Source organism: Neolewinella xylanilytica (assembly GCF_002934605.1).
GTDB lineage: Bacteria > Bacteroidota > Bacteroidia > Chitinophagales > Saprospiraceae > Neolewinella > Neolewinella xylanilytica.
Genome location: NZ_PTJC01000005.1, coordinates 1 through 11,718 on the forward strand (window position 1 = coordinate 1; position 11,718 = coordinate 11,718).

An 11,718-nucleotide genomic window follows, 5' to 3' on the forward strand; every position below is an offset into this window, starting at 1 on the left:
CTCTGTTTATGTTTTGATCTAATTGCCATTGATGTGTAAGTAGTAGCGGGATGCTTATAGTTGGCGACCTAAATGTCGTCTATTTCGCCCAACGGATACGCCGGCGCAGACCGGCTTCACTCACCAGCTTATCGGACCACCACCAGCTTCACCCCCCAATATAAAACCCTCTCGACGCCTACCAACCCCACCGCCGGTTTGTCGCTGGCGTGTTGTTAGCGGCATTTTAATCATTTGATAATATACTTATAGTTTGAAGCAAACTAATTGAGTCCTGTACTTTACTTAGCACAATATCGTCCAGTTCTTTAACTCCAATAGCTAGATCTTCTACAGCTTCATTCTCTTCGTATCTAAGGACCAATTCGACCGCAGATATATTAGGAACCAAAGTTGAATCAATCATGGTTAGATTTATGTAATCTCCCACCTTTACGGTTCCGCTCTTCAGTTCACCTACTAAAAACAATCCGCGACCAGTAATCTGGAAGGCGGTGAAGACTTTAAATTTTCCTACTATATCAAATTTCAATATTCTTTAGTTTGTGTTGAATCACTCGGATTGGAGAAAGTAGACATTTGAACAATTTATGCCCGCTTGAATGGTAGCCAACCTCTAAATAATCTAACGTGAAATCTATAAATTGATCTACGTATACTCCTCGACGCTATAATTTATTTTAAATAAAGAGACTAACTATATAATATAGTATTCCAGTCTGATACGTTAGTTTCCCACGGTCGCTATTTAACGCAGTTCGCTAGAAAATTACATGTTTTCATAATCAATGTACATCCAATCCGTCAAAGTTAATCTCGCTAATAACAAGATCATCATATTTTTCGCCTCTATATATACTCAGAACCTCGAATGACAGGACTAGAGTTTCTTCAGATAAAGTTGATCCAACTGGATAAAATTCAAACCTTTGGCCGTTTGTCACATCGAGCAATTTCAGTATTGCATGTGGCCGCCCGTTCACTTTCAAAAGTAGCTCCCTTGCTCTTGAATTTGCATTCCATATTTCTTTATTTTTGATGTAGCCATTGTAAATGATAACTGCATTGATCCTTGGCGAACGGGGATCAAAATGAAAATTGATATTTGCTCCCATAGATCTAACTGGTGCCCAGCCCGTAAAAAGGTTAAAGTCATGAACATTAGCAGCATCGTAAGTCAAATCACCAACAGCTGCCAAAACTTCAGAAGATTCAATGAAAGATGGTCCACCACCGCAGTACCAACTGCATCCTGCGCCTTCTGTCAAAGGCCCTAGTGTTTCTTCTAGTGAATCAATATAGATCCTTGAAATCGAATCTAAGTCTAAATAATTATTTTCACCTGTATTCAATGAAACTAAATTATCAATTGATTTCTCCCATACAGTTTGTTGCTTCTTTGAGTAATCGTTAGGATGCAGCAAATCTGGGTAGATTGCTGTAGTATCTTGTGAGATTGCGGGTATAGTCATCAATACCATAACCGCTAAAATTATCATTGCTGATTGCATGCCTTCCACTGCATTTCTTTTCCAATTTAACGGCCATTCTTGCTTTTGATTGCCGCTAACGGGTGCGCCACCGCAGGCCGGCTACCACCAGCCAGCATCCAGATCTTATTAATCTTAAGGTAGCTTATAAAGGCGTGATCGTCACCCAAACGCTTCATCGCCGGCTTGACGATGGCGCAATGTTCGGCGAATATAAATTTCCTTATTATTTGAAAAATTATTGATACCGAGGCATAATATTCTACGGGTGTATACATCAGATCCGCTCGAAATCAACATAGCTTTGCCACGGAGGACGCGAACCTAAGCTACCATTTACTATTCAGGGTAAATTGGTCACGTACTTATTAATTTGTTAGTTCTAATTTAATATAATTTTTGTCAAATTCAGAGAGAGGCTTTCTGTCAAATTCGACACCGTCCAATATTAATAAATCTTCCTTAACGCTAAGCGGTATTTGGCTTTCTATCAGAGGAGCGTCTCGGCGTTTTTCAAAGTCCAAAATATCTGTTGTATAGATATTATTTATTCTTCTAATCAGCGATACCCAGCTGTCTACCACTTTCAAGCGAGCGACATAAATTGCCTTTTCCCTCATTATCTCTTCTCCTTCTGAGTCGACGGCGTATACTGCCATTGATTTGTTTGGCATCAAAAGGTATGAGACAGTTCCATCCTTTGCTTCATGGACATATTTTGACGGTTGTTCAACTGCAAACGTCTTTTCGATAAAGGAATGAAAGCCAATGAATAATGCCAAAGCTATGCCAATTATCCAACCACCAATTGTTTTCACTTTATCAACCATCGTTATGAATAAGTTTATTTGCTATTGTAGTTAGGTTGTTGAGGAATGCAATCACTCTAAACACCTATAAAACTGCATGGAAATTTTACATAAATGTCTTGCCTGTACTTGTTTTGATGAATAGTAAACCATTAGTATCAATACCTATCTCTCGAATAGTATGAGGATGGTTACTTTCTTCAAGTTCTTCTAAGTATGCTAAACACTTCTCTATATCTCGTTCATTCAAGTGATCAGACATGATAAAATTCCTTACTTCTCGATCGTCTTTTCCTTCAGGAGGGGCATAATCTAAAAGTTTTTCTTTTAAGGCTTTCATGTGACTAATTTGATTTAAAGATAATGATGTCTAGTGAATGGCAAAAATTGCGGATGTCCTTTCAGGTTTCGCCGAACATAAACGCATCCGAATTGCGCATACGCGCACAATGGCCCCGCTATTATTGACGGGTGTGCACCACCATCGGCATGAAACACGCAACTCCATACTTGCGCTTATTCATCAATTGACGGGTGTGCAGCTATTGACGTATACGTACCCAAGATGGCCCGTATTACGCAATTAACCAATCGACCAAGGTCATTCCCGGGCTCCGCCCCCGGTAGCGCAACCCCCTCCTTCCAAACCGCTCTTATCCTCCGCCTGAGAATGACGGCCTGCTACTGTCCCGTTTATCGACTCCCCTCCGTCCGAATGGCTACAAATCATCCAGCGGGCTATTCACCCGCCGCCGCTCCTTGCTGGAAATGTGCGTGTAAATTTCCGTCGTCTTGCTGCTCGAATGCCCCAACAACTCCTGAATGTGCCGCGTGCTTACCCCCCGCTCGATCAAATGAGTGGCGTAACTATGCCGTAGCGTATGTACCGTCGCCAGCGGATTTACCCCACTCTTGACAACGGCCCGCTTGAGGATCATCTGCACGCTCCGAGCCGCATATTGTCCGCCGTATTGCCCCTCAAACAGCCAACGGTCCGGCTGGTACTGCTCCCGGTACGAAGTCAAATCCTTTCGTAAGGATTCTGGAAAGGTTACATAGCGATCCTTTTTTCCCTTCGAACAACGAATGAATATTTCCTGCCGGTCCAGGTGCAGGTCCATCACCTGCAGCCGACAAACTTCTCCTAGTCGAAGTCCGCAACCGTAGACGATCTTTAGTATACACTGGTGCTTCAGGTTGTCCACCGCTGCCAGTAACCGTCGGACTTCCTCCACACTAAGTACCTGGGGCAGTTTGTCCGCCCGCCGCGGTCGCAGTTCAATAAAGGTCTTCTCCCGCCCCTCTACGTGCTCCATCCAGAATTTCAGTGCATTCAATAATTGGTGCTGGCTTGAATCGGAAAAATTTCCGCGTTCTCCCCGCCTCAGTATGTAGGTCCGTACCACGGAAGTATCTACCTGCTCGGGCTTCAGCTCCCGGTGGTCACCATAGAATTGCCGTAGGTGGGATAAATACGATTTAACGGTACGCCAACTGTATCGCTGCACCCGCAGCTGGTCCTCGGTTCGGGTGAGCCGATCCTGCCAGTGCTCCGGCAACTCTTGCCAATCCACGGGCGAAGGTGCACGCCGGGGTGGCACTTGGTTTTGTGGGGGCACCTCACCCTTCCTTTCTTTACTCCCGGAATGCAGGCTACGGGTCCACTCCAGCCCGCTTTCGCCGCAGATCGAAATCAGGATGCGGAGGGTCCCCGCTACAGTATAGGCCGACCATTGTTTAGTGGACGAATGGTACACCAGCCCCGGAATATCCCGGCACAAAAAGGTAAAGTCAGGAATGTATGTTTTTGGGCGAAATACGTAGCGCGACCGGTGGCCGCTGTCTGTTTTCTGGATCAAAATGTGGTGCATAGCCTTGTTTTAAACAAATAAAAACAAAACTATTGGTCTGTGTCGTTTTTAAACGTTTATATACGAATATATGCATTTATCAACGGCTCCGCCCTCCCTATGTCGCGGCATCTGCAACCGGGCCTGTACTCCTTAAGCGGGGTTGACGTGCCCACGCCCCTAAAATAATACGGTGGGTTGACTTCGTTTCCCCCATGCTCACCCCACCACTCCTGCTTTATCCCTGCATCCTTTCTTCTAAATGATGCGCATTCTTCTTCACGGAATTCGGGGTACGATCGAAGAATCTCCGAATGCTCTACTAATTCATGGCATTACGCACCTGGCTTAATGCGTATCTCACCGTTGGTATGCACGGTCTGTTCCACGCCGGGGTAGTTGCCTTTCCGCTACTCGCGCAGATCGACTGGCCGAGCCGCCTGCTAGTCGGGAACGAGGGTAACCTGGATCAACACCTTTCAATGATATCCTTCGCTGGATGCTTACTACCCGTGCAGGACTCAAAACAACCTATGCCATACCCCTCGGACCGCCTGGGGTACCGACTGGCTGGCTTTCAGCCTTCTCCTGATCCACCTCCTTTTCCTATCCGGCACGAAGTGGTTTAGTTTCGCTGATCGCTTTCGGCTCAGCATTGAGAAATTAGGTGGCCGCTATCTTCCTCCCGGTCAAGGTAGCACCACGCCGTAGCCGCGAAGCAGAAGCGCTAGCTACACCAGTCCGAAACGGGTATATCTGCCCTATCGGGATCCCGTTCGGTAAGATGGCGTGCTGCGGGTAGCTATCTGGGCCGCTCTGCTAGTTCTGCCGTTGGCCTTCATCGGCGGCCCCCTGCGGGGAATTCCGTAGTACGGGCCACCGATTGGCTGCTTCCTCGGACTCATCCGCATCATTCCCCTGTGAATGGCCATTCGGGACACGGAGAAGCTGGCAGGTACATCGTAGTTGTGTTTCCAATCCTCCTCCAGGTAAACATGGCTCCCGCGCGCCGGCGCCCCCTGCCCGCGCCCCACCGGTTCTGCCCCTTAAACCACCGTAACCCGATCCCCCCGCGTATCATTCAAATGCCGCCGCAGCGCAATTTCCGCGCGCGCCCGACCGTGCGCCAGCCGGTACTCGACCTGCGGTCGACTTGCCGTCAGCGTATCGCCCAGTATGTTGGCCTCGGGTTGGATGATCATGGCGTTGAAGAATTTCAGGGGGTTGCCCCGACCATTGGTGTCGGGATCGTAGTCGTAAATAATCTCGTCGGGTAGCTTGCTACGGACCTGCTGGAGGATGTAGTTCTTGTCGAGAAATTCGCGGATGTCATTATTAAAGATCTCCGTGATGGCGATGTCGACCAGGGAACGCAAGGCGATTTGGACGATGTTTTTGTCCCGGAAGTTCTCCTCGGTCACCTTCCCCGAGCTGCAGTTGATGATGATAATGGTATAGTCTTCCGGTGAGCCATCTTTGGCGATCTCGTCGATCACGTCACCCAGGGGCGAAAGATCACGGATGCCGCCGTCCACCAGACTTTCGGGACTACCCGCAGTGGTACTTACCCCCTCCACCGGACTCCAGACGATGGGCATCGCCGTGGACGCCAGCACCCCATCGGCAAAGTCCGTATCGGTGACGAAGTCGTTCTGGCTGACGGAGTAATAGCGGCCGTCGCGCAGCGATACGAATCCGCATTTGTAAATGGTATCCCCGACCTTTTCCCGTTTGGCTAATTCATGCAGTTTCTGTCGCAGCGGGTCGTTACTGGCTACCGCTTTGAATTGCTGAAATTCCTTCTGAAAAGACCGCAGGATAGCCTGCCGGTTGAAGACGGCTCGTAAAAAGATATTCCGCGTGGTTTCCGGGAAGTGTTTGCGGAGCGTATCCCACGATAGGTTGACTTCCAGTTCCGGAGTAGGGTCGCTCTGGTCGGTGGCGGTGTTGATGAAGTCGGAGGTATAGATCTCACTCACGCCGTTCTCGGCTACGTCCTCCCATAGCTGCACCAGTCGCTCGAATTCCCCGGTTGCCACCAGCAAACCGTTCAGCGAGCCCACCGATACCCCCGCCACGATGTCGAAGGAGAGGGGAGGACGCTGCGGCGCGATCCGGTCCCAGTTTTCCCGCAGGTACTGCAGGGCACCCACCTGGAAAGCACCCTTAAAGCCACCACCCGAGAGGACTAATGCAATTTTTTTCATGGTTTACGTGCTTATCCTGCGGAAGATAGCGCTTTGATTGCGTGGACTCAGGGCGTCCATGCCAGTAGGCGGCCGCGTTCCAGCACTTCCTCTTCGAGCTCCCGCCGTAGCCGTTCCCGTTCCGTATGATCCCCACGCATGAGCAGGCTGCCAGCCCGGTCCCAGACCTCGTCCCGCCACCGGCTGATCAGCCCGGCAATGAGGTATTCGTCCAGTCGCCCGCAGGCCCGGTCGATCCACCCCATCACCGGATCGCCTGGGGCGAGGAGCTCGTCCTGTACCCGGTCGATGCTGTCCGCGATCACCCCGTTTACGCGGTAATGATCTTCGTAACGTTGCCGCCGCTGCTCCGGCGAAAGACGCGCCCAGTCCGCCTTGTGCAAATCGTAGAGCGTCAGCACCAGATCGTAGTTAATGTGTGCGTTAACCCCGAGCAGCAGGCACTGCACCGTACGCAGCTCTTTTCGTGCGGTCGCTACGTGCACCTGTTCCCAGACCCGCGGCACCGGATCGCCGCAGTCGAAGCAGGTCAGGGCATCGAAGTAGTAGCCGCCGAAGTGGTGCAGCAGCCGGGTGATCCACGCCCGGTCGTGAAAGTCTCCCGCGTCGATGGCTTCCAGCATGTTGGCGGTCATCAACCGGTAACAGCCGAGGAAAACGTGGCGGGCGTCCTGCTTACCCTGCCATTCCTCGATCAGGCGATCCATTCGTTCCAGGATGTCCGGTTGCGCTGTCATAGCAAGGGAAATATAGCGGGTTGTGAGAAGATCACCGCACCGTAGCCCTTTCAGTTATCCGCCGCTCCTTCCAGTCGTTGTAGTATTCGATCTACTTGTGCGAGTAAGGGGCGGTAGTGCAGGGTTTCGGTACTCCGGCTAGTCAGTAGAAAGAGTAGAAGGTGGTTCTCGAACTCGGCTGATTCAAGCAGGGCGAGATTGCTGTGGTGGTCGTTGGCCCTCGGTAGTTTCAGTTCTCTCTCGGAGACCCCCGTCAGGTCGAAAACGGTGCGGATACTATACGCGTCGCTGCTAAACAGGTCGAGTACCCGTTCCCGTTGGTGGTACAACTCTTCCTCCTGCTGGCCGATGTCCGTCAGCGTCGCCATCCAATTGGTGAGCAGGAGGCGCAACTCCAGGTCGGACAAATCCTGCAGGCTTCCGGAATTAATGATTTCCAGTAGCAGCGAGTTGTTGGGATTAAAGGCAATATCGTAGGCAAAAGATTGGTACAGCATCTCCGCGAAATCCCCCTCCGATGGCGGTTCGGTATATTGGGAAATGTGATTCGCGATCCGGTTGCCCACCTCGTAACTACGGCGGTTCACGCGGATCAGCTCTTCCAGTTTCAAGCGGTTCAGCCGAAATTCCTCCCGCAGTCCCATCAGGTATTCGCTTTCTTTTTCCTCCGTGGCACGCTGTTGGGTGCCGGTATCGATGGCCAGCGCGATCAGGATACCGATGACGACCAGCACGATTTCCCCGATTGCGTAGACCAGGTATTCCCGCAGCTTTTTATTGATGAGCAGCCTGCGTCGGATTCGTTTGAAAAACCACACGGTAAACTGTTTACCACTCAATATATGGCTTAGTGCTTCAGGACCGAAATAAGCTGCACCTTGACTTGCCATCGCGGCGCTGCACTTCCCGGCCAAAAATTCACCGTAGCTATGGCTATGCTGAACTTTTGTCCACTCGTTCAGCACCACGCTTTCGGCGTCAAGCTATTGCTTAGTTCAATCCTGAAGCACTAGGCCTCGGAGGGCGGGTAAGGCAATCCGTCGCGGAAAGCGGAGGGAGATTGCCCCGTTCGCGTCTTAAAGAATTTACTGAACGACTGCGGGTGCCGGAAACCCAGGCCGTAGGCGATCTCGCTAACGGTATGGTCGCTCCCGGCGAGGTCGGTTTTCGCCCGGTCGACGAGGCGGGCGTGCAGGTATTCCTGTGCACCGTGGCCCGTCACTACCCGCAACACTTCACTCAGATAGCCGGGGGACACGTGCAACGCGCGGGCCACCTCCTGTACGGCGGGCAGCCCCCGGTTCGCGAGATCGCCCGTCCGGAAGTAGGCGGCTACGGTTTCCTCCAGCCGGGCGATCAGCGCGTGGTTTTCCTTCTTGCGGGTCAGGAACTGCCGCCGGTAAAACCGTTCCGCGTAATTTAGTAGTCCGGTGAGCTGGGTAACCACGATGTCCTGGCTGAATTCATCCAAATTTCCCGTGAATTCCCGCCGGATGTTGTCGATGATCGACCGGATGATGTCCTCCTCCTGCCCCGAAAGATGCAACGCCTCGTGTACCGCGTAGCCGAAGTACTCGTAGCCGTGTATACCTTCTGCCAGGGAGCTTCCGTAGAGGAAGTCGGGGTGGACCATGAGTAGCCACCCCCGGGTTTGCGCATCGTCGTTGAGCTCTATGGTATACGCCTGCCCCGGGGCGGTGAAGAACATCAGTCCTTGGTCGAAATCGTACGCCTGCCGCCCGTATTTCATCGTTACTCCCGCGTCACGCTTTAGCCCCATCAGGTAGAAGCCATTCTGTAATGTCTTGACCCGTACCGAAGGGTCCAGCTGCATATCCTCGAAGCGGGCCACGCTCACCAGCGGGTGGGCGGGCGGCGGCAAGCCACAATTGGCGTGGTACTGACTGATGGTGTCGGCGCGGTACAGGGGCATGGGCGGTCAACGTTAACCGTGACGGTAAGCAGCGGCGAATTCGGGGGCATAGTCCTCCAGTTTAACGCTGCCCGCTTCGGCCGGTTTGTTGGCCTGAAAATCCCGTCCGAGCCGGCCGCTGTGAATGCTGGCGTACAGCTCGGTCAGGTTATCGGCCAGGGCTCCGGGCAACCCGGCTCCGAGCAAACCCTGCTTCATCTCCGCGTCGGAAACCACTACCCACTCCAGGTCGGGCTTCCCGATGGCGGTACCTAGCACCCGGGCTACTTCATCGCCGGTACGTTCGTCGCTGTACACGTAGCGGATCTTGCGGTGCTGTCCGGGTCGATCCACCTCTTGGGCAATCGCTTCCGCAATATCCCGGGGAGCAACGAGGGGAATCTTGTTCGGACCGCCGTAGTTAGCCAGAATCTTCCCGGTGGATTTAATACTGCCGATGAAGCCGAGAAAATTGTAGTAGAAGGAGGTGGGCCGGATGAAGGTCACGTCGGTTTCCGTTAATCCCCTCAGTGTTTCTTCCACGTGGTGGGCACCCAGGATATTTCCCGTGCCGTGGTTCAGTTCCGCGCCGAAGCTACTGAGGTAAATGACCCGCGGCACCCCGGTTTCGCGGATGGCCCGTGCGTAGTTTTCGCCCACTTCCCGGTAGAATTCGACCAGGTCGGAGGCCCGGCGCATATCCGGCGGCACCATGGCGTAGAGCAGGTCGGCTCCCGTCAAGGTGTCGGTGAGAAAGGCGGGATCGTCCAGCGCGCCAATAGCGGGTGTAGCCCCCAGCTCCTCGATCTCCGCCCGGCGGCTTTCCGAGCTGCTGATGACGGTCACGGCGTGGCCGCTGCCAAGAAGGATGTGGGTGAGGGGGCGGCTGACGTGGCCGAGCGACCCGGTAACGATAATGTGCATGGTATAGTCGTATTGATGATTATACCTGGCAAACACGCCGCTCCACCGGGGGACGTAGCCGAATTCGGGTGCAATGAAGCCGAATACTGGTTTTTAGGGCGCCGGAGCGCGGGAACGGAGCCTTACCGGAAACGGACCAGCCTGTAATGCAATTCCATCAATCGAAACCCAAAGAACCGCAAGTGGTGATCGGCGCGCAGCGCGCCCTCGCCATCCTCGTATACTCGGATCCATTCGTGCATGGCGCGCAAGAACTTGGCCCACCACTTCCCCTGTCCATCCGTCAACGTAAAGTAGAAGCCGTTCTCCCCAAAGTAACGACCGTCGGAACGCTGGAGCAGGGAGCCGTCTGCCTCAACAGACCGGTCCATGACCACCGAAGCGCTGCCCTTAGGCAGCGGGAAGATGACCTTTAGGAGCGGATGGCCGTAACGGGGATGTGCACAGGCCGTGTATATCCCGGAGTAGATCACGTCACCACTACCCTTGATGATGCGGTACCAAATAGGGTAGCGCGTCGCCCGGCTTACGGGGTCTCGCAATTTTATGACACGGCTACGCAGCCCTTTCGCCGTATCCAGGGGGTTCAGCGGCAGATTAAGCTGCTGCAGGCACCGGCTAAAGATGCGGTTCAGCAACCAGGCGAAGGGTCTAAAAAAGGGGTTCCAGTCGGACCAGACCTCGAAGTTATAGTCGGTGGTATGCTCGTAGAAGTTGGCCACCTCCCCGTTGATGCGCTCGCGCTCGGGTTCGGTCAGTCCCGGATATTGGATACTTTCCAGTAGACCTGCTCCAGGTTCGCTGTCCACGCGTTCGAGACCCTCGTCTTTCGCCAACTGCCAGATGAAACGATCGGCGATTAGCTCAAGGGTCACCGATCGGCCCGAGCCACCATGCATCCCGTATGGGGTCAACCTGACGCCCGGTGGCGCGCACCCACAGTTGGGTGATGTCGTCTTGCCATGCCATATGGAAGGTGATACGGGGGAGTTAGGTGACGCATTGTGTACCGGGATTTTATTGTTACCGGTTCATGAGCAATGCTTGCGGTGCTCAGTGTCAACACCAACCCACTTCGGCAGCCGAATTCCGCTACGCTCCCTTTGGCGGACGAAGCTGATCCCGAGCCGGAGCTCGGGAACCGACCCTACTCCGCCACCGAAATCGCAAACGGCACCTTCAGTTTTTCCCAGTGTAAGTAAGCCTTCGTGGAGGTGGCCGTATTGTCGTCGAAGCCGAAAGTCAGCCACTCCTGCATAGGGGCTTCCTCGGGGCTGACTTCCACCCGGAGGGCATCCTGGGCTTCGTCATATTTGTAGCTGCCCCAGCCGTTGGCGGCCTTGTTGAAGATGACCGTCCATGCGCCCGATTCGGCGGGAATCATGTGGATGCTGTAAGTGCCGGCGGCCAGGGGCTCGCCCTCGACCATGACGTCCTCACTGAAGGTGACCGTGGTATTCTCGTTGGCGCCCGCCCGCCAGGGGTAGGGTTTGTTATCGGAGTACTGATTGCCTTCGGCCATCCCGTAAGGTACCATGTCGCCCCATACGGTGCGGCCCTTCACGGCGGGGCGGCTGTAATCGAAGGTGATTTCCGTATCCGCGCCGAGCGTCTGGCTGGTACTGGCCGTAGGACTGGCGCGCACCTCCCCGCCCTGGGCGGAAAGTCCGGTAGAGAAGAGGGTAAGCAGGGCAACCAGGCAAAGCCCGGTGAATCGGGGGAGGGTGTACATAGCGTCTGAAGCGGTAGTGAGTAAGGCGGTGAATGGGGTACAAGATACGGGTATCCC

At 53.3% G+C, this 11,718-nt stretch carries 12 protein-coding genes; all 12 read right to left on the reverse strand.

The window, feature by feature from the left end; genetic code table 11:
* Positions 1 to 226: 226 nt before the first annotated feature.
* A complete protein-coding gene (locus CLV84_RS00030; RefSeq protein WP_104417693.1) occupies positions 227 to 532 on the reverse strand; it encodes a hypothetical protein in 306 nt (101 codons plus the stop codon).
* Between the two features lie 253 nt (positions 533 to 785).
* Complete coding sequence (locus CLV84_RS21400; RefSeq protein ID WP_406603337.1) at positions 786 to 1,511, reverse strand: NADase-type glycan-binding domain-containing protein; 726 nt, start codon at positions 1,509 to 1,511, stop codon at positions 786 to 788.
* 347 nt (positions 1,512 to 1,858) lie between these two features.
* Positions 1,859 to 2,320 (reverse strand): hypothetical protein, encoded by a 462-nt coding sequence (locus tag CLV84_RS00045; RefSeq protein WP_104417696.1) that lies wholly within the window; start codon positions 2,318 to 2,320, stop codon positions 1,859 to 1,861.
* 85 nt (positions 2,321 to 2,405) lie between these two features.
* The gene (locus tag CLV84_RS21405) at positions 2,406 to 2,639 is read right to left on the reverse strand and encodes a hypothetical protein (RefSeq protein ID WP_146088652.1); all 234 of its coding nucleotides are present in this window, start codon (positions 2,637 to 2,639) and stop codon (positions 2,406 to 2,408) included.
* A 379-nt stretch (positions 2,640 to 3,018) separates the two neighbouring features.
* Positions 3,019 to 4,170 (reverse strand): tyrosine-type recombinase/integrase, encoded by a 1,152-nt coding sequence (locus CLV84_RS00050; RefSeq protein WP_104417697.1) that lies wholly within the window; start codon positions 4,168 to 4,170, stop codon positions 3,019 to 3,021.
* Positions 4,171 to 5,195: 1,025 nt separating this feature from the next.
* The gene (locus CLV84_RS00055; protein ID WP_104417698.1) at positions 5,196 to 6,356 is read right to left on the reverse strand and encodes a patatin-like phospholipase family protein; all 1,161 of its coding nucleotides are present in this window, start codon (positions 6,354 to 6,356) and stop codon (positions 5,196 to 5,198) included.
* A 47-nt stretch (positions 6,357 to 6,403) separates the two neighbouring features.
* Entirely contained in the window at positions 6,404 to 7,093 is a 690-nt protein-coding gene (locus CLV84_RS00060; RefSeq protein WP_104417699.1) for a DUF5995 family protein, read from the reverse strand.
* Positions 7,094 to 7,143: 50 nt separating this feature from the next.
* The gene (locus CLV84_RS00065) at positions 7,144 to 7,911 is read right to left on the reverse strand and encodes a DUF6090 family protein (RefSeq protein ID WP_104419464.1); all 768 of its coding nucleotides are present in this window, start codon (positions 7,909 to 7,911) and stop codon (positions 7,144 to 7,146) included.
* A gap of 191 nt (positions 7,912 to 8,102) precedes the next feature.
* Positions 8,103 to 9,026: a helix-turn-helix domain-containing protein gene (locus CLV84_RS00070; RefSeq protein ID WP_104417700.1), complete on the reverse strand. Its 924-nt coding sequence runs from the start codon at positions 9,024 to 9,026 to the stop codon at positions 8,103 to 8,105.
* A 12-nt stretch (positions 9,027 to 9,038) separates the two neighbouring features.
* Positions 9,039 to 9,929, reverse strand: a complete 891-nt coding sequence (locus CLV84_RS00075) for an NmrA family NAD(P)-binding protein (RefSeq protein ID WP_104417701.1) — start codon at positions 9,927 to 9,929, stop codon at positions 9,039 to 9,041.
* A gap of 122 nt (positions 9,930 to 10,051) precedes the next feature.
* Complete coding sequence (locus tag CLV84_RS00080) at positions 10,052 to 10,804, reverse strand: hypothetical protein (protein WP_146088653.1); 753 nt, start codon at positions 10,802 to 10,804, stop codon at positions 10,052 to 10,054.
* A gap of 272 nt (positions 10,805 to 11,076) precedes the next feature.
* Entirely contained in the window at positions 11,077 to 11,661 is a 585-nt protein-coding gene (locus CLV84_RS00085) for a DUF2911 domain-containing protein (RefSeq protein ID WP_104417703.1), read from the reverse strand.
* Positions 11,662 to 11,718 lie beyond the last annotated feature (57 nt).

Bases quoted from the DNA above. Each gene is read 5' to 3' on its own strand.
- CLV84_RS21400 (WP_406603337.1), bottom strand. From the start codon at position 1,511: ATGCAATCAGCAATGATAATTTTAGCGGTTATGGTATTGATGACTATA.
- CLV84_RS00045 (WP_104417696.1), bottom strand. From the start codon at position 2,320: ATGGTTGATAAAGTGAAAACAATTGGTGGTTGGATAATTGGCATAGCT.
- CLV84_RS21405 (WP_146088652.1), bottom strand. From the start codon at position 2,639: ATGAAAGCCTTAAAAGAAAAACTTTTAGATTATGCCCCTCCTGAAGGA.
- CLV84_RS00050 (WP_104417697.1), bottom strand. From the start codon at position 4,170: ATGCACCACATTTTGATCCAGAAAACAGACAGCGGCCACCGGTCGCGC.
- CLV84_RS00055 (WP_104417698.1), bottom strand. From the start codon at position 6,356: ATGAAAAAAATTGCATTAGTCCTCTCGGGTGGTGGCTTTAAGGGTGCT.
- CLV84_RS00060 (WP_104417699.1), bottom strand. From the start codon at position 7,093: ATGACAGCGCAACCGGACATCCTGGAACGAATGGATCGCCTGATCGAG.
- CLV84_RS00070 (WP_104417700.1), bottom strand. From the start codon at position 9,026: ATGCCCCTGTACCGCGCCGACACCATCAGTCAGTACCACGCCAATTGT.
- CLV84_RS00075 (WP_104417701.1), bottom strand. From the start codon at position 9,929: ATGCACATTATCGTTACCGGGTCGCTCGGCCACGTCAGCCGCCCCCTC.
- CLV84_RS00085 (WP_104417703.1), bottom strand. From the start codon at position 11,661: ATGTACACCCTCCCCCGATTCACCGGGCTTTGCCTGGTTGCCCTGCTT.